This is a genomic window from Pyxidicoccus fallax (genome assembly GCF_012933655.1).
In the GTDB taxonomy this organism is placed as follows: domain Bacteria; phylum Myxococcota; class Myxococcia; order Myxococcales; family Myxococcaceae; genus Myxococcus; species Myxococcus fallax.
This window is the reverse complement of sequence record NZ_JABBJJ010000087.1, coordinates 21858-39199: the sequence shown is the minus strand read 5'-3', so window position 1 is coordinate 39199 and position 17342 is coordinate 21858. Positions and strand designations below refer to the sequence as shown.

General features: G+C 71.1%; 16 protein-coding genes. 6 read left to right on the top strand and 10 right to left on the bottom strand.

The window, feature by feature from the left end; translation table 11 throughout:
- Positions 1-294: FruA-associating protein, FapA (locus tag HG543_RS19835; protein WP_169346375.1), on the bottom strand; the 294-nt coding region annotated here is incomplete at its 3' end.
- Between the two features lie 298 nt (positions 295-592).
- A complete protein-coding gene (locus HG543_RS19830) occupies positions 593-2665 on the bottom strand; it encodes an ATP-binding protein (protein ID WP_169346374.1) in 2073 nt (690 codons plus the stop codon).
- A 230-nt stretch (positions 2666-2895) separates the two neighbouring features.
- Between HG543_RS19830 and mhpA the strand changes: the two genes are divergently transcribed.
- The 3 genes from mhpA to HG543_RS19815 all read left to right on the top strand — a co-directional run bounded on the left by mhpA (position 2896) and on the right by HG543_RS19815 (position 6588).
- Positions 2896-4488 (top strand): bifunctional 3-(3-hydroxy-phenyl)propionate/3-hydroxycinnamic acid hydroxylase MhpA, encoded by a 1593-nt coding sequence (gene mhpA / locus HG543_RS19825; RefSeq protein ID WP_169346373.1) that lies wholly within the window; start codon positions 2896-2898, stop codon positions 4486-4488.
- Between the two features lie 88 nt (positions 4489-4576).
- On the top strand, positions 4577-4975 hold the full coding sequence (locus tag HG543_RS19820; RefSeq protein ID WP_169346372.1) for a BlaI/MecI/CopY family transcriptional regulator: 399 nt from the start codon (positions 4577-4579) through the stop codon (positions 4973-4975).
- Entirely contained in the window at positions 4972-6588 is a 1617-nt protein-coding gene (locus tag HG543_RS19815) for a transglycosylase SLT domain-containing protein (protein ID WP_169346371.1), read from the top strand. Before HG543_RS19820 ends, HG543_RS19815 begins: the two co-directional genes overlap by 4 nt.
- Positions 6589-6594: 6 nt before the next feature.
- Here HG543_RS19815 and HG543_RS19810 read toward each other — a convergent pair whose 3' ends face one another.
- Complete coding sequence (locus HG543_RS19810) at positions 6595-7107, bottom strand: HXXEE domain-containing protein (protein ID WP_169346370.1); 513 nt, start codon at positions 7105-7107, stop codon at positions 6595-6597.
- Positions 7108-7203: 96 nt separating this feature from the next.
- Here HG543_RS19810 and HG543_RS19805 point away from each other — a divergent pair, with 96 nt between their 5' ends.
- On the top strand, positions 7204-8061 hold the full coding sequence (locus tag HG543_RS19805) for a hypothetical protein (protein ID WP_169346369.1): 858 nt from the start codon (positions 7204-7206) through the stop codon (positions 8059-8061).
- A 43-nt stretch (positions 8062-8104) separates the two neighbouring features.
- Here the strand turns inward: HG543_RS19805 and HG543_RS19800 are convergent, their stop codons facing one another.
- Together HG543_RS19800 and HG543_RS19795 are read right to left on the bottom strand one after the other, a co-directional pair.
- Positions 8105-8986: an NAD(P)-dependent oxidoreductase gene (locus HG543_RS19800; protein WP_169346368.1), complete on the bottom strand. Its 882-nt coding sequence runs from the start codon at positions 8984-8986 to the stop codon at positions 8105-8107.
- A 26-nt stretch (positions 8987-9012) separates the two neighbouring features.
- Entirely contained in the window at positions 9013-9774 is a 762-nt protein-coding gene (locus HG543_RS19795) for an SDR family oxidoreductase (protein ID WP_169346367.1), read from the bottom strand.
- Positions 9775-9940: 166 nt separating this feature from the next.
- Here HG543_RS19795 and HG543_RS19790 point away from each other — a divergent pair, with 166 nt between their 5' ends.
- Positions 9941-10813 carry a helix-turn-helix transcriptional regulator gene (locus HG543_RS19790; RefSeq protein WP_169346366.1) on the top strand — a complete coding sequence of 291 codons (873 nt, stop codon included), beginning with the start codon at positions 9941-9943 and terminating at the stop codon, positions 10811-10813.
- On the opposite strand, the gene HG543_RS19785 is transcribed toward HG543_RS19790, so the two are convergent.
- The 5 genes from HG543_RS19785 to HG543_RS19765 all read right to left on the bottom strand — a co-directional run bounded on the left by HG543_RS19785 (position 10814) and on the right by HG543_RS19765 (position 16324).
- Entirely contained in the window at positions 10814-12238 is a 1425-nt protein-coding gene (locus tag HG543_RS19785; protein WP_169346365.1) for a leucine-rich repeat domain-containing protein, read from the bottom strand.
- An 87-nt stretch (positions 12239-12325) separates the two neighbouring features.
- Positions 12326-12637, bottom strand: a complete 312-nt coding sequence (locus HG543_RS19780) for a hypothetical protein (protein WP_169346364.1) — start codon at positions 12635-12637, stop codon at positions 12326-12328.
- A 180-nt stretch (positions 12638-12817) separates the two neighbouring features.
- Entirely contained in the window at positions 12818-14239 is a 1422-nt protein-coding gene (locus tag HG543_RS19775; protein ID WP_169346363.1) for a leucine-rich repeat domain-containing protein, read from the bottom strand.
- A gap of 53 nt (positions 14240-14292) precedes the next feature.
- Positions 14293-15228 (bottom strand): bestrophin family protein, encoded by a 936-nt coding sequence (locus tag HG543_RS19770; RefSeq protein ID WP_169346362.1) that lies wholly within the window; start codon positions 15226-15228, stop codon positions 14293-14295.
- Positions 15229-15370: 142 nt separating this feature from the next.
- Positions 15371-16324 carry an MBL fold metallo-hydrolase gene (locus tag HG543_RS19765; protein WP_169346361.1) on the bottom strand — a complete coding sequence of 318 codons (954 nt, stop codon included), beginning with the start codon at positions 16322-16324 and terminating at the stop codon, positions 15371-15373.
- A gap of 93 nt (positions 16325-16417) precedes the next feature.
- On the opposite strand from HG543_RS19765, the gene HG543_RS19760 reads away from it, so the two are divergent.
- Positions 16418-17302 (top strand): LysR family transcriptional regulator, encoded by an 885-nt coding sequence (locus HG543_RS19760; RefSeq protein WP_169346360.1) that lies wholly within the window; start codon positions 16418-16420, stop codon positions 17300-17302.
- The last annotated feature ends 40 nt before the right edge of the window (positions 17303-17342 follow it).

Genomic DNA, 17342 nt, shown 5'->3' with positions numbered 1-17342 from the left:
GACACCGCGGGGGCGGGAGACGGCGTCGGCGACGCGCAGGGCCCAGGCCTCCGCCGAGTCGAGCTCCGCGCGGGCGCTGGCGAAGCGCATCCGGGACTCCTCGGAGCCGTCGCGGGTGAAGACGGCGTCGTGGAACTCCCGCTGCGCGCGCGTGAGCCAGAGGCTCGCCTTGTAACGCAGCTGGGCGGCGGACTGGGGCGTCACCGCGAGTTGTTCGGGAGCCATCAGTTCCTGCTCCTCGGGGTACAGCGCCGTCACCTGGTGGAAATCCGCATGTTCGATCGTCGTAGTCATGCTCTGAGAATTCGCACCGCAAGGCGGACGGGCATCTGACCGCTTGGACGATGTCGTGTGCGGTTCAGGTCAGACCCCCGTACCCGGGTCTGAGACAAATGTTCTCCCTCGTGGAGACCCACTATACGCTGGGGAGGCCGGGGCGACCCGTCAGGGTGTATCGAGCGGGGTGCGTGTCCCACCCGCGCGGAGGAGCGGGTGAGAAGGCATTGAGGCCACCTGTCAGACAGTGCGTGTGTGTCATTGGCGCACCGTCTGTCTTTGCTCCGGGCCCGCTCCCACACGGCGTCTCGCGGACCTACGCGCTGGCGATTCCCCGGGCCCGGGACCTGACGCGCGCGGCCTCGTCGGAATTGCCTATCTCCTCCAGCAGCGCGGCGGCGCGGTGGTACAGCAGCGCGGCCTCCAGGTGCCGCAGGGCGGCGGCTTCGGACTGGGCGGCGGCCACCAGGAAGGGCACGGCGCGCTGCGGCTCGTGGCCCTCCAGCCAGTGCTGCGCCACCACCGACGGGGCCGCCTTGCGCAGCTCCAACGCGAGCGCCAGCCGGCGGTGGAGCAGCGACCCCAGCGAGCGCGGCACACCCTCGCGCACCACCTCGAAGAGCAGGTCGTGCGTGAAGCGCTCGTTGCGGATGATTTGCGCGCCCTCCAGCTCCGACAGGTGCGTGGCGAGCGTGAGCGCCGGCATCTCCAGCACCTCGCTGGCCAGCTCCAGCCCGAAGGACTGTCGCGCCAGCGCCGCCAGCCGGGCCACCTGCAGGGCCGCCGGCGAGAGCCGCTCCAGGCGCTGCTGGAGCAGCTGCCGTCCGCGCCCGGAGGGAGGCACGTGCTCGGGCCAGCCGCGCTCCAGCCCGCCCGTCTCCAGGAGGTGCTTGAGCGTCTCGGTGATGAAGAGCGGGTTGCCGCCGGTGTGCCGCGACACGTCCGGGGCCAGCCGCTCCGCGCCGGGCAGGTCCAGCGTGTGGAGCAGCTCGCCCACCGCGTCCGGGGCCAGCGGCTCCAGCTCGATGACGACGGCCAGCCCCGCGACCACCAGCTGCTGCACGCACGCGTGGGCCTGCGGGGACAGCTCGTCGCTCCGGTAGGTATCGATGAAGCGCGGGAAGCGTCCCCCCGGCCCGGGCGCGTGGCGGCGCGACAGCATCAGCACCGCGAACTCCGCCGTCGCCGTGTCCATGAACTGCAGGTCGTCCGCGACGAGCGCGTCCACCCCGGTGCACAGCTGGTAGACGAGCTGGCAGTGCGCCTCGAGGAAGCGGCTGCGGTCCGCCTCGTCCGCCATGGGCGGGGGCGGCCCCTCGGGCCCGGCCATGTCCGGCAGGAGTCGCGCCAGCTCGCGCCGCACCCAGGGCTCCAGCTTCGGGTCCGGCATCCTGGCCAGCAGCTGACGCACCAGCCGTACGTGCGACGCGTACGGCACGCTCAGCTCCCCGGGCCGCGCCTCCAGGACGAAGTGCATGCCGCGCGACGCCGCGAAGTCATGCGCCAGGCGCGTCTTGCCCACGCCGGGCTCGCCCGCCAGGAAGATGGTCTGCCCCGCCTCCCACGCCGCTTCCATCCGCGCCCACTCGCGCTCACGTCCCACCAGCACGGGCGGGCGCAGCACGGACAGCGGCAGCTTCGGCTTCGGAGGGGCGGGGGCCGTCGACGTCTTGGGTCCGCGCTCGATTTCCCGCGCCAGCGCCAGCGTCTCCGGCAGCGGCGTGGTGCCCAGCTCCTCGCGCAGCATGCGGCGGCACCGCTCGAACGTGTTGAGCGCCGCCATCCGGTCTCCGCCCACGTACTGCAGTCGCATCAGCCGGCGCCAGGATTCCTCCGAGTACGGGTCCATGCTGATGAGCTGCTCCGCCAGTGCGAGCGCTCCCGTCAGGTCTCCCCGCCGCTCCCGCGCCTCCGACTCCAGCGCCGCGGCCCGGCGCCGCAGCTTGTCCAGCCGCTCGCGCGCGCCCTCCAGCCACCGCTGGAACTCGCTGCAGTCCTCGTACTCGAGCGCGCCCAGCAGCACGCCGTCCAGCGCCAGCGCCTGGGTGTGGCGCCCCGCGAGCACGTGGGCCTGCAATTCGTTGGCGTCGCTGACGACGCTCTCACAGAGGGACAGCACGTCCGTGCCCTGCACCAGGTCCGCTCCGCACGCCAGCCGCAGCCGGCGCAGCAGCTGTCGCATGTTGTTGCGCGCCGTCGTCTCGCTGGACTCCGCCCACAGCAGCCCCGCGAGCCGGTACTTGGGGTGGGGCCCCTCCAGCGCGAGCCACGCGAGCACACCGGCGGTACGGCGCTCCAACGCAATGAGCGCGTCACCGCTCCGGAGCCGCGCCTCGCCGAGCAGCTCCAGGCGGACACTTCGCGTGTCTGCCACCTCGTTACCTGACATGTCCTCCCCGAAGCCCCCCTCGGTGGGAGGCACGGGAAGGTATCACGCCACACCGGGGGCTCCGTCACGGGTAGGGATTGCCCCAGGAGTGACAATCCTTGTCATGTGGGTGTTCTGTCCTGCCGAACTTCGCCGCTGCGGGCGGATGACGGAAAGAGCTGTGAACGCCGTCACAGCGTGGTCACACCCTCTGGTTATTCAATATGCGAGTTATTGCCCGAGGAGGCACCATGGGTTGCGACAGCCAACAGTCCGACATGCAGGTCGATGTCATCATCAGCGGCTGTGGCCCGGTGGGCGCGCTCACCGGGAATCTGCTGGGGTTGATGGGCGTGCGGACGTTGCTATTGGAGCGCGACGTGGCGCCGCACGGCGAGCCCCGGGCCTTCTCGTGCGACGACGAGGGGCTGCGCATCTACCAGGCCACGGGCCTGCTGGAGCTGCTCCAGAAGGACATGAAGGAGACGCGCTTCGCGGAGTACGTGGGCGGCTCCGGCAAGCGCTTCGCGGAAGTGCACACGGGCCAGACGGACTTCGGCTTCGGGCACACGCCGCTGTGGTTCTTCCACCAGCCCCTGCTGGAGGGCGCGCTGCGCGACGGCTTCCAGCGCTTCCCGCACGTGGAGCTGCGGCAGGGCATGGCCTTCGAGAGCGTGGAGCAGGACGCACGCGGGGTGACGGTGCGCTACCGCGAGGTGGCCACCGGCGCGGTGCACTCGGTGCGCGGGCGGTACCTGCTGGCGTGTGACGGCGCGCGCAGCGCGGTGCGCAAGGCGCTGGGCATCGAGATGTCCGGCAAGGCCTACGGCGAGCAGTGGCTGGCGGTGTCGGGCACCATCGACGGCCCGGCGCCGGACCTCTGCCGCTTCGTGTGCGACCCGAAGCGCCCCGCCTTCATCGCCACCGGCGCGAGGAACCAGCTCCGGTGGGAGTTCATGATGATGCCCGGCGAGACGCGCGAGCACCTGGAGAAGCCGGAGACCATCGCCGGGCTCATCGCCCCCTACGTCGACCCGAAGCGCGTGCGCATCGAGCGCGCGCAGGTGTACACCTTCCACTGCCTCAACGCGGCGCGCTGGCGCGAGCGCAACGTCTTCCTGCTGGGTGACGCGGCGCACACCATGCCTCCCTTCATGGGCCAGGGGCTCGTGTCCGGCATGCGCGACGCGGCCAACCTCGCCTGGAAGCTGAAGCGGGTGCTGCACGGGCAGGCTTCGGACTCGCTGCTGGACAGCTACGAGCAGGAGCGCCGCCCGCACGTGGCGGACGTGCAGAAGCTGTGCGTCAACGTGGGGCACCTCTTCATGGCGCGCAACCCGGTGGTGGCCACGCTGCGCGACGTGTTCATGCGCACCGTCCAGCGCATCCCCCGCGTGCGCCGCTTCATCCAGGGCTTCGAGTTCAAGCAGCCGCCGCTGCACGCCCAGGGCTACTACTTCGGCGGCCCGAAGGTGGACCCCAAGGCGGCGGAGGGCTCGTACTTCATCCAGCCGAAGGTGCGGTTGGAGTCGGGCGAGGAGGTGCTGCTCGACCAGACGCTGGGCAACGACTTCACGGTGCTGTGCCGCTGGGACGCCCCGGCGGCGGAGCTGGCCGCGGCGCGCGAGCTGGCCGAGTCGCTCGGCGGCCGGCTGGTGACCTTCCGCCCCGCCCAGCAGACCCCCAAGGCCGAGGCCCCGGCGGTGGTGGACGTCACCGGGAAGCTGACGGAGTGGTTCTCCCGTCACGCCGCCGACGTGGTGGTGCTCCGCCCGGACCGCTTCGTCTTCGGCGCGGTGAAGGCCCAGCGCCTTCCCGAGCTGCGCTCCGCCCTCGGCGTGTGAGGCGCGGGCCCACCCCGTGGAATCAACTAAGGGCTTAGTTGACGAGCAACTAAGGCCTTAGTAGTTTGCGGGTCACGGAGGAACTCACGTGGCCAGCAAACCCGAGCCCGAAGCGCCCCGGCCGTTGACGCCGGTGGAGCTCGAACTGATGCACATCGTCTGGCGCCTGGGCGAGGTGAGCGTGGCGGACGTGCTCGCCGCGCTGCCGCCCGAGCGCGCGCTCGCGTACACCTCGGTCTCCACCGTCCTGCGGATTCTGGAGCAGAAGGGCGTGGTGCGCAGCCGCAAGCAGGGCCGGGGCCACCTGTACTCGGCGGTGCTGCCGCGCGAGGCGTACGAGGCCCAGAGCGTGCGCCACCTGGTGGACACCCTCTTCGAGGGCACGCCGTCCGCGCTGGTGGCGCGGCTGGTGGAGGCGGTGCCACTGGCGCCCGAGGAGGTGGAGCAGATCCGCAAGCTGCTCAAGGGGAAGGGGGACAAGTCATGAGCGCGGCCCTCCGGGAGCTGGCTTCCTGGTACGTGGCGGTGGCGCTGCTGCTGCCGGTGGCGCTGCTGTTGACGCGGCTTGGGCTGGCCCTGCTCGCGTGGGTGGGGGTGCCGCTGTCCGCGCGCCAGTCGCTGCGCGTGGGGCGGGGGGCGCTGCTGCTCGCGCTGGTGCTGCCGCTGCTTGCGACAGGGGCCCACGCGCTGTCGCCGGCCGGGCCGCTCTTCACCTTCGAGCGCTCGGTGGCGCGGCACGCGGGACGGCTGCCCGCGCCCACGTGGAATGCTCCGGCCGCTCGGGCCGTGACTCCGGCTCGCGCGTCGGGGCCGTCATGGCCGACGGCGCTGTCACTCGTCGGGCTGGGGCTCGCCGTGGGCGCGGCCGTCTTCACCGGGCGGGCGCTGGCGCGTCACCGGCGGCTGTTGCGCCGGCTGGAGGCATTGCCCCGGGTGCGAGGCGTGGGCCGCGTCGTGGTGGCGCTGGGAGAGGAGGGCACGCCCGCCTTCTCCGCGTGGTTCCCCCGCCGCCGGGGCCCGTCCGCGTGGGTGGTGGTGCCTCCGTCGCTGCTGGAGGACGCGGAGTCCTTCCGACTCACGGTGCTGCACGAGCTGCAGCACCACCGCCAGCGTGACACGCACCTGGCCTTCGCGCGGCTCGTGCTCACGGGCGCGTTCTTCTGGCATCCGGCGGCGCATCTGCTGTCACGCTGGCTGGCCTCGCTCCAGGAGCTGGCGTGTGACGAGGCGCTGGTGGCCAGTGGCCGGGCCCAGGCGCACGCCTACGCGAAATGCCTGCTTCAGGCGGCGCTGTCGCTTCCGGGCGCGCCGCCCCTTCCCGCCGGAGCCACCGGCATGTCCCACCCGACCCAAAGGAGAATCGAGATGCTGTTCCAACCCCGTCCCCTGCGTGCTCATGGCGTCGCGGCGCTGCTGGCCGCGTTGTCCCTCGTCCTTCTTCCCCTGGCGACGCTGGCCCAGGGCGCGGCGCGCGGCCGCACGGTGACGCTCGCGGAGGCGAAGGCGCTCGCCGAGTCGAGCCAGCCAGCCGGAGACGTGCCGGTGGTGGTGGACGCGCAGGTGGTGGCGCAGGTCAACCGGCTCATCGGCACGGAGAAGGGGCGCGCCTTCATGAAGCGCGCGCTCACGAATCTGGCGGCGCAGCGCGAGGCGCTGCTGACGGGGCTGCGCGCGAAGAACCTCCCCGAGGGCCTGCTGGCCGTGGCGGTGGTGGAGTCGGCGGTGACGAACATGCCGGAGACGAGCACGAACCCGTCCCTGGCCCCGGGCCTGCGCGGCGCGGGCGTGTGGATGTTCATCCCGGACACGGCGCGCCGCTACGGGCTGGAGGTGAGCGCGAAGAAGGACGAGCGCCTGGACGTGACGCGTGAGACGCAGGCCGCCGCGGCGCTGCTGTCCGACCTGCACGCGCGCTATGGCGGCGACTGGCGGCTGACGTTCGCCGCGTACAACCAGGGTGAGCAGCTGGTGGACCGGGTGATTGCCGAGACGGGCAGCCGGGACGTGACGGTGCTCGCCAACGCCGGCAAGCTCAACGACTACACCGCCACCGTGCAGGCGGGGCTGCTCATCCTGCGCAATCCGCACCTGCTGGACTGAAGCGCCTCAGTTCGAGGCGCGCGTCACCCGGCCGGCGAGCGCCATGAGCCCGAGCAGCACGGGGCCATGAAGCACCAGCGCCACGGCCACCATTCCCACCCAGTCCCGAGGCCTCACCCAACGCGCTCTCGCGGCGCGGCGGAACAGGTACGCGCTGAAGGGCACGTTGACGAGCAGCGCCGTGACGAGCCCGGGGGCGTAGCCACCGAGCGTCACCGCTGTGCCCACGTGGGACAGCACATTGAGGGCCATGGTCACCTGGAGCGTCAGCAGGGCGTACGTCGCTGGCCCGCGCTCGCGCTCCAGGTCTCCCCAGCGGGCGACGCAGTAGGGCAGCACCGTCACCAGGCCCAGCACGAGCAGGAACTGGGGCAGGGTGACGGTGGGCAGCAGGCTCCGCATTGGCGCGGGAATGCGTTCCGGCGCCAGCGGCAGCACCCGGTGCATCCACAGCGCCTCCTCCGTGTTGTGCACGGTGAGCAGCAGCGGCACCAGCCAGAGGGCATGTGACTTCGTCATGGGGCGAGGCGCACGCTACCCCTGACAGGGGGAGAGGTGACACAGTCAGCTGGCATCGGGCCACTCACGGCGCGCTCGTCTAGCATCGGACCTCACATGGCACGTTCCTCCACGCTCTCGCACCGGCTGGGCTTCGTGGCCGCGCAGGCCACCTTCGTGCAGGCGGCGCTGCTGGCCGCGCATGGCGCGGGCGCGCGGGTCGGCGGCTTTCGTGCCTCCGACGTGCGCTTCTTCTTCCTCCTCTTCACCAACTGGGCCGAGCACGACGTCGTCCGGCCCTCGCAAGACATCGACCTCACGCAGGTCCGGCGGGCGCTCACGCGGCTGCGTCAGACCGGATGGCTGGAGACCGTGGCGGGCCCGCCGGGCGGCGCCACCTCGCGGAGGCAGCGCCATGTCCTCACGGGGGAAGGACTCGTCGGGCTGTCCGAGGGACTCACGTCGGAGGACCGGCTGCCGCTGGAGGAGGCCCTGTTCCGGGTGGTGTTCGCCGCGAGCTACCGCGACGCCGTGCTGGCCCGGGTGGAAGGGCGCGCGCGGAACGTGCCCGCCGCCCTTCGCCGCCGGGTGGAGCGCGCGCTGGACCCCCTGAGACTGCTCGCGACGGCGCGCGAGACGGCGACCAGGGTGCTCGCGGACCTGGAGGAGCGGGTGCACTCCGGGCTCCAGCTGCACGCGCAGGCGAAAGACGGGCTCGCGCGGGGGCTGACTCCGGAGGCGCTGGTGCGCCGGCTGGAAGCGGACGGCTCCTACCAGCTCCACCGGGTGAAGCCCCTCGGCGAGCTGCTGTTGACGCTGCCGGAGGACCTGCGCGCCTTCGAGCTGGAGCAGGGGATGGCCCTGCGCGCGCGCCTGCTCTTCGCTCCGCTCGCCGAGCGTGCGCGCGCCGAGGTGGCGTTGCTGACGCGGCTGGAGCGCGACCTCACGGCGAAGCCTGGCCGCTCCGGCCGCTGAGAGGACCCGCCCCACCCCGCGAGCGGGTCCTCCCCCGGAAGGCTCACGCCGGGCGCATGAAGCGGTGGAGCGCCGCGAAGTCCGCCTGCCCGTCCCCGGCCAGGATGGCCTTCTGGAAGAGCTGGTCGAAGGCCGCCGGTACCCCGCGCGGGATGCCGCGCTCATCGCAGATGGCGAGCACGTGCTGCAGCGCCCCGGCATGGATTTCCATCGTCGCCAGGGTCTGCTCATCGGCGCCGAACCGGCGCTGCCGGATGCGCGCGAAGAGGTCCGCCACCGCCCCGTCCACCACCGGCGTCGTGGCCTTCACGTAGCCCGTGAGCGCCTCCAGCGAAACACCCTCCGCCTCGCAGATGGCCGCGCCCTGGAGCGCGCCGAACAACGCGCCCCACATGTACACGAGCAGCGCGCTGTCGAGCGCGGAGGCGTGCCCGACATCAGAGCCCACGTACTGCGGGTTGCCTCCGAGCGCGAGGAACACCGGCTTGTGCCGCTCGAACAGCTCGCTCGGGCCCGCGTACAGGATGGTGCACCCGGGCGTGCCGATGAAGTCCGGCGTCCCCATGATGGCTCCGTCCAGGTACGCGATGTCATTCCTGCGCGCCCACGTGGCCTGCTCGCGCGCCTGGCTCGGCGAGCCGGACGTGAGCTGCACCAGCAGCTTCCCGCTCAGCGCCCGCGTCACCTCCTCCTTCCGGAGCAGGGCGTCGCTCGCGGCGTAGTCGTTCACGTTCACGACGACGATGTCCGCGGCGGCGGCTGCGTCCCGCACCGTCTCCGCGATGCGCGCTCCCTTCGCCGCGAGCGGCTCGCACTTCGCGCGCGTGCGATTCCAGATGTCGACTCCATGGCCCTGTCCGAGAAATGCACTGACGAGCGCGGAGCCCATTCGCCCCACGCCGATGACCGCGATTCGTGGCTTCATGACAACGCTCTCCTGGGATGAATGCGTTAGTGGTTCGGAAGGTGGACCTGCGTGAGGCCGCCATCGACGGGCAGCTCGACGCCGGTGGTGAAGGTGGCCTCGAAGGCGAGGAACAGCGCCGCGCGGGCGACCTCCTCGACCGTGCCGATGCGCTTCATGGGGGTGACGGTGTTGCCCTCCTGTTCGAAGGCCGCGAGGTCCTCCGGGGAGGCGCCGGACACGCCCATGGTGGGTGTCTTGATGAAGCCGGGGCTCACCACGTTCACCCGGATGCCGCGCGGCAGCAGCTCCGCGGCGAACACCTGCGCGAAGGACCGCACCGCCGCCTTCGCCCCCGAGTACACGCTCAGCCCGGGCGAGCCCATCAGGTCCGCCACGGAGGTGGTGAAGACGAACGCACCTCCCTTGCGGACGAGCGGGGCCAGCCGCTGCGCCGTGAAGAACGCGCCCTTCGTGTTGATGCCGAAGGTCTGGTCGTACACGGCCTCGGTGACCTGCTCCAACGTCCCGAACCGCGCGAAGCCGGCGTTGATGAACACGAAGTCCACCTCTCCCAGCTTCTCCTGCACGGCCCGGCCGAGCGCGTCGATGTCCGCCAGGCTGGCCGTGTCCGAGCGCACCACGTGGGCCCGGGGTCCGAGCTCCCGCCGCGCCGCCTCCAGGTTCTTCTCGTTCAGCCCCGTGAGGAGCACCTCGGCGCCCCCCTCCAGGAGCGCCTTCACCGTCGCGAGTCCCATGCCCGTCGTTCCGCCGGTGACGACTGCCTTCTTCCCTGCGTACCTGCCCATGACCATCTCCTTGTGACAGGCACATGAATAGGAGCCGCGGGCCGGGTCGTCGCACACGTTCGGACGCGCGAAGAGCACGAATGGATGCAGCCGAAGGGCCCCGTTGGCATAAGTCATGGACGGACGCCGCGAGGCCGGTGGAGCATCGCGGGGAGGAGCGAACGTCATGAGCAGGGAGAAGCAGGCCGCGCTCGCGCTGTACTCCGGCGGAGGCGCCAGCCCCCGTCCGGTGGTCCGGGAGGACATCCCCAGGGCCCGGGTGGGGCTGAGCGTGGAGCTCCAGACGATGGCGCCCGGCGTGGTGGAGCTTGCTCCCCTGCCAGACCACCTGCTGAAGGTCCATGCGGGTGCGCCCACGCATGGGAACTGCAGCTTCCACCGCTTCGTCTACACGCGCGGCGACGTGGACCTCTGCCCCGCCGGGATGTCGGATGTGTGGGAGCACACCGACGCGAGCACCTCCGTCGTCGTGCGGCTCTCCCCCACGCTCCTGCGCCGCGCCGCCGAGGACATGGGCATGGACCCGGACCGCGCCGGGCTGGAGCCGCGCCACCAGTTCAAGGACCCGCAAATCGAACACATCGCCTGGGCGTTGGACGCGGACCGGCAGGCCGGCCACCCGGGCGGGCTGCTCTACACGGAGAGCCTGGGGCTCGCGCTCTCCATCCACCTGCTGGGCCGCTACCCGGCGCCCCTGGAGCGCGTGCGCGGGCTCTCACCGGCACAGCAGCGGCGCCTGACGGACTACATCGAGGACCATCTCGACAAGGACCTCTCGCTTGTCCGGCTGGCGGGCGTCGTGGGCGTGAGCGCGTCCCATCTGAAGACGCTGTTCAAGCGCACCATGGGTGTGCCCGTGCACGAGTACGTCATCCAGCGCCGCGTGGAGCGCGCGAGGACGCTGCTCCTGCGGGGCCGGCTGCCGGCGGGGCAGGTGGCGCTCGAAGCGGGCTTCTCGCACCAGAGCCACATGGCCCGCTGCATGAAGCGCGTCCTCGGCGTGACGCCGAGCGCCCTGGTGCGCGGCCCGCGCGCATAGTCACGGGCCCGACGCGTCCACCTCTCCGCGGTGCAGCCGCCGGACGAAGCCGCGCAGGTGGTTCCGGACCACCTTCGGCCAGATGCTCGATGGAAAGGGCTCCGTCGGCCCCCGGTGATTCACCATCACCGCCCGCAGCGCGGGAAGCGCCTCGAGCGAGGTCATGTCCACGAGGTTGGGGCAGTCGCGGAGGTCGAGGGTCTTCAGCTCGTTCATCCCCTCCAGCCCCCACAGGGACATGAGCTGGGTGCAGTTGCGGAGGTCGAGGTGCTCCACGCCCCGCAGGTTGCCGAGCTGCCGGATGGAGGTGAGTGGCGCGCTCTGCAGCACGAGCCGGTTGGGGCCGTCCGGCTGGCGTGGGTCGGGCAGGAAGACGGCGCGCGGCACCTGGTCGAGTGAGCGGAACTCCCGGGCGATGTTGAAGCGGAGCTCTCGCAGCTCCGGAAGGTCCACGAGCGGCGTGAGGTCCGTCGCGAGTATCTCGTGGACCCGGAGGGTGCGCAGTCGCGGTGCGTTCGCGAGCAGGCGCAATCCCGCGTCGGTGAGGTAGGCCGCATCGAGCGAGGTCATGGGAAGCCGCCGGACTTCGGTGGCCGAGCTCAGCGTGCTGATCCGGAGGTCGATTTCCTGGGCGTCCGGGAGCGCCGCGATGGCCGCGGGGTCTGTCCGGCCCGAATAATCAGGCATCCGCAGCACGGGGATACGGCATCTCGCGATGACCCTGGCGTCCGAGGCGGACAGTTGCCCGCGGAAGTCGAGCGAGCGCAGCGAGCGGAGCGCCGTGAGCGCCGTGAGGTCATTGCCCTCGGGCGTGAGCCAGAGCTCCAGTTCCTCCAGGGGAAGCTCCTCGATGCCCGTCAGGGAGAGGGGCTGATTGGCGTGGACGGCCAGCCGCCGGAGTCTCTCCAGGCCTGAGAGCGCGCGAAGGTCCCTGAGTCCACCCCAGTAGAGATTGAGCGATTCGAGACGACGGCATCGGGAGACCCCGTCGAGCTCCCGGATTTCGTTCCGCCCGAACGCGTAGAGCGTCGCGTGGCGCAGCGCGGGCAGCTCGGCGAGGGCCGCCGCGCGGGTGATGCCGGTGTTCGAGTACACCGTGACGCGCTCCAGCGCCGCCAGGCCCGTGAGCCAGCCGACATCGAAGGGGCCGCCCAGGCGCGGCCACGTGTCCACGGTCAGCGATCGGACCTGCGAGCGCAGCTCGGTGGCGCGAGGCCCGCTCGCGGAGCGCAGGCGCTGGAGCACCTCGATGAGCCGCTGCTCGCGTACATCCGCCTCCTGCCAGGGCCCGTTCTCCCTGAAGCGGAGCAGGCCGGGGGCGTCCTGGGCCACCTCGCGCAGGAAGCCGTGCGGCGCCGGGTCGTAGCGAACCGTCGCGAACAGCTCCTCGTCGCTTCCTCCCACCCACCGGGCGCCTTCCCACATCGCGTGTTTCCCCTCTGGGGAAGTGTACCCGGGAGGCAGGGAGCGACGCGACGCACGCGCCGCTCCCAAAGAGTGCGTGGCTCCGAATCAGTCCCGGACCCAGCGGAAGGTCACCCGGTCGCCACCGGAGAGACGCTCGGACAGGTTGTAGAGGACGTACATGTCCGTGTGCGTGGCGAAGAGGCCCTTCGCCTTGCTGAAGACGAAGCGCGCGTCGTTGCCCGTGACGATGCTGGCCCACTGCGAGTGGGTGTTGCAGTTGAAGGTGGACGGGTTCGGCCAGTCGCACCAGGAGCGGCCATCCTGGTTCCACACCCGCCACGACTCGCCGCCGCCGAGGATGGTGACCTGCTTCCACCACGTCACGTCCGGGCCGGACTCCAGCTTGAACTCGACCACGTCCCAGCCCGCGACGCCGTGCTCGATGGAGACATCGATGAGGTCTCCGTCCAGCGGCGGTGTACTCGGCGTAGTAGATGTTGTTGGACGTGCAGAAGTTGCACGTGTGGTTGTAGGGGCTGGTGACGCACTTCGCGGTGTACGTGGTCGTTGTCTTCTCGAGGTCGGCCCAGGTGATGGTCACGGGTCGGGTGTGTCCATCTCGCCCCGATACAGCCGCTCGACGATGTTGCGCAGGTTCGACCGGAACACCCGCGGGTAGACGCTGAGGGGAAAGGGCTCGATGGGGCCCTGGTCGTTCGCGATGATGGCGCGCAGCCCGGGAAGCGCCGCGAGCGAGCTCATGTCCACGAGCCCGGAGCAGCCGCGGAGGTCGATGGAGCGCAGCGAGTCCATCCCCTCCAGTCCCCACAGCGAGGTGAGTCCGGTGCAGCCTCGGAGGTCGAGGTGGTCGACGCCTCGCAGTCTGCCGAGCTGCCGGATGGAGGTGAGCGGCGTGTCCCGCAGGAGCAGCCGGTTGGGGGCCCCCGGCAGGCGCCGGTCCTCGATGAAGACGGCGTTCGGTACCCGGTCCAGGGTGCGGAGCTTCCGGGCGGAGTCGAAGCGGAGCTCCTGGAGCTCCGCGAGGTCCGCGAGCGGGTCGAGGTTGGTCGCTTTCAGGACGCGGACATACAGGGAGCGCAGCCGTGGCGCCCGCGCCAGCTGGCGGAGCTCCGCGTCGTCGAGGGAGGGCACCGAGAGCGCCGTCACGGGAAGTCGCCCGTCCACCGGGGCCGTGCCCAGCTTCTGGAGGCGCATTTCGAGCTCCTCGGCATCTGGCAGCGCCGCGATGGCGGCGGGGTCCGTCTCCGCCGTGAACTGAGGCAGGACCAGCCGAGGCACCCGGCACTTCGCGAGGGCCCGGGCCACGTTCAAGGAGAGCGGCCCCTGGTAGTCGAGCAAGCGCAGGGCACGGAGCGAGGCCAGCGCCGTGAGGTCCCACTCATTGTGGAAGGTGCATAGCTCGACCTCTTCGAGGGGGAGCTCCTCGATGCCCGTGAGGGAGATGGGCTCGGTGTCATAGATGTATAGGCGGCGGAGGGTGCGCAGCCCCGACAGCCCTCGGAGATCGCCCAGCCTGCCATAGGAGAACTTGAGGAATTCGAGACTCTGGCTCCGCGAGATGCCCTCGAGGCCCTGGATGCTTCTGTTTTCGTGCGCGACGAGCGTCGCGCTTCGCAGCGCGGGGAGCTCCCCGAGCGCCGACACGCCGGTGATGCCGGTGTGTGAGTGCACGCAGACGCGCTCGAGCGCGGTCAGGCCGGTGAGGCAGCTCAGGTCCAGCGGGCCGCCGAGCCGATGAGTATTGAGGACCAGGCTTCGGACTTCGTTCCGGAGCGCGGCGGCGTGGGGCCCGTCCGACGTCCGCAGCCGCCGCAGCACTTCGAGGAGACGCTGATCGAGCATGGTCCAATTGACGGATGGGTCGGTGTCCGTGAATCGGAGCTGCCCGGTGATGCCCGGGTCCCAGGAGCTCAAGGCAGGATCCACCTCCAGCTCGTAGCGAACCGTCGCGAACAGCTCTTCCTCGCTTCCTCCCACCCACCGGTCGCCGTCCCACATCGTGCGTTCCCCCTTGAGGGGAAAGTGTACCCGGGGAGGGAAGGGCGCGGCACCTACGGCAGGATGAAGTCCCGGGGGCGCAGCGGCTCGGGCTGGGGCTCGCCCAGCGCCTCCAGCAGGTTGATTTCCGCCGTGCGCGCGAGCGCGAGCAGGGGCAAATCGTTGGGGGCGTCCCCGAAGGGCTCCTCCAGCTCGTCGCTCAGCCGGTCCAGCCCGAAGAAGGTATAGGCAATCATCGCGGCGAGCACGGGCGTGAACCAGCCCAGGGACTCGGCGAGACCGAAGGGGAGCAGCAGGCAGAAGAGGTACGCGGTGCGGTGCAGCAGCACCGTGTACGTGAAGGGCAGCGGGGTGAAGCGGATGCGCTCGCAGGCGCAGAGCACGCCCATCAGCGCGTGCACCCGCTCGTTCAGCGCGCCCCAGGTGATGTCGGAGAGCCGGCCGTCCAGCCGCAGCGCGGCCAGCTCGCGGGTGTGCTCGCGCAAGAGGGCGCTCGGACGGTTTCCGCTGGAGAGCACGCGCGAGCCCTCCGGCTCCGGGATGAGGCGGGAGATGTCCTCCCGGGCATCATGGCCTCGCAGGTGCGCGGCGAGGGCGTGCGCGAAGGCGATGTTCCGGTGGACGAGCCGCCGTGCCGCCTGCCGACCCACGACGGGCAGCTCGGCGAGGCCGTCATCCAGCAGGGCGATGGCCTCGTGGGAGAACTCGCGCAGCTCGATGAGCAGCGCGCCCCACTGCTTCCGGGCCTCCCACCAGCGGTCGTAACAGGCGTTGTTCCGGAAGCCGAGGAAGATGGAGAGCGCGATGCCCAGCAGCGACAGCGGCGCGGGCGAGGTGACCGGCAGCCGCAGGTGCCCCAGCTGGAGCGCGACGACGACGAGACACGAGAGCGCCGCGATGGCCAGCACGTGGGGCAGCACGCGCGGCAGGATGGTGCCGCGCACGACGAACAGCAGCTTGAGGGGACTGGGGCGGGGGCGGACAATCACGGTCGGCCCCTGATTGCGCCAAATCCCCCGCCGTCGCAAGCGCGGCGCGTCATGGCATGGGCAGGGCCCTTACTTCGGACGCGCACCCGGCGTCCGTGCCGGGCCATCGCTCGCACGCCGGCTCGGTGTGTTTCGCTGCTCGTCAGTGCTGGTGCCCCAGCCGGACCTCCACCGTGGGGTGCGCCGCGGCGAACGCACGCAGCTTCTTGAAGCTCTCCACGCTGCGGGGACCATCGGAGGTGAAGGTGCCGGGCTCCACGTCGTGCTCCCAGCCCCAGCGCGTGTGGCTGGCGTCACCCAGGAGGAGCACCGGGCCCTTCGTCGTGCGCACGAGATACGCGGTGCTACCCGGCGTGTGGCCCGGCACCCAGAGCGCCCACACCGAGCCGTCGCCGAAGATGTCCACCGCGCCGTCGAAGAGGCCGCCCGTCTCGGAGGCATAACTCCACTCGGACAGGGCCGGCTTGCCCGCGAGCGCCCGGTCGGTGCTGCCCTGCACGGCGGCGTTCAAGAACTGGCGGGCGGAGGCCTCGCCGGGGCCGGTGTACACGGGCGTGCTCGCCGGCACGTCGGCCATGCCGGTGATGTGGTCCAGGTGCAGATGCGTGAGGAAGACGCCCTTCAGGGGCTGGCGCTGCTTCGCCAGCCACTCGCCGAGCGGCGCGTGGAACTTCATCTTCTCCATGTGCATGGCGCCGCGGACCAGCCCGCTCATGGCGGACTTCTCCGGAGCGTCCCGCAGCGCCGTCTCCACGCCGGTGTCGACGATGAAGAGGCCCTGCGTCGGGTGGCGCAGGGCGTGGAAGTAGACCTGGATGGGCTCGTCCTCGTTCGTCAGTCCCGCCGTCTTCGCGGTGGGGTGGTCCAGGTTGATGAGCCCGCCGCGCTCCACCGCCCAATCGGCCGAGTTGACCGTCTCCAATTCCACCGGGCCGGGCTGCTTCAGCAGGGCGACCAGGTCCGCCGTCGGACGCGCCACGCCGAGCGAGGACTTCTGGGTGGCGTGGGTGCTGGTGGCGAAGCCGACGACCCCGGCGACGGCGAGGGAGCCGGTGAGGACGACGGCGAGGCAGAGGGCGATGAGCTTGGGGCGCATGAGGCGTGCTCCGTGAAGGACGTCGAGACACGCGAGAGATAGCGATGCCAGAATGGATGGGAAACAGCGATTCCGCCATGGGGTCATGCGAAAATGGATATCTCCTGGGATGACGCGCGGCTGTTCCTGGCCATCGCGGAGACGGGCAGCTTCAGCGGGGCGGCGCGGCGGCTGCGCATCGGCCAGCCCACGGTGAGCCGGCGGCTGGCGGCGCTGGAGTACGCGGTGGGGGCCACGCTGTTCCGCCGGAGCGCGGACGGCGCGGCGCTGACGGCGGCGGGAGAGCGGCTGGTGCCGCCGGCGAAGAAGATGGCGGAGTGGGCGGGCGAGCTGCACCGCGCGGCGGAGTCGGCGGACAACTCGCCGCGCGGGCTGGTGCGCGTGACGGGGAGCCCGTACACGTGCTTCGACGTCCTCGCGCCCTTCGCGGGCCACGTGTCGCGCAAGCACCCGGGCCTGCGGCTGGAGGTGCTGTCCACGGTCCAGTACCTCGACCTGGCGCGCGGAGAGGCGGACCTCGCCCTGCGCACCCGTCCGCCGACGAACGCGGACCTGAAGCTCGTCTACACGCTGGAGACCCGCAACGCCGTGTTCGTCTCCAAGGCGCTCAAGGCGAAGCTGCCCAGGAAGCCGACGCTCCAGCAGCTTCCCTGGGTGGCGTGGTCGCCTCCGTTCGAGGCGGTGACACCCAACCCGCAGCTCGAGTCGCTCATCCCGGACTTCAAGCCCGTCTTCACGACGGACAACTTCCTGGTGATGGTGGCGGCGGCCCAGGCGGGCGTTGGCGCGATGGTGCTGGCCGACGTCAGGCACCGCTTCAGCCAGGACCGCGGGCTGGTGCCGCTGGACATCGACCTGGGGCCGTACGCGACGGGCCAGGTGCACCTGGTGTGCGCGAAGTCGGCGCTGGACATCCCCCGCGTGCGCAAGGTGTCGGAGCTGCTGGTGGAGGAGCTGGAGTACACGAAGCGGCGGTGAGCGCGCCCGGGACTGGACCTGGTGGCGGCCTCGGCGCTAG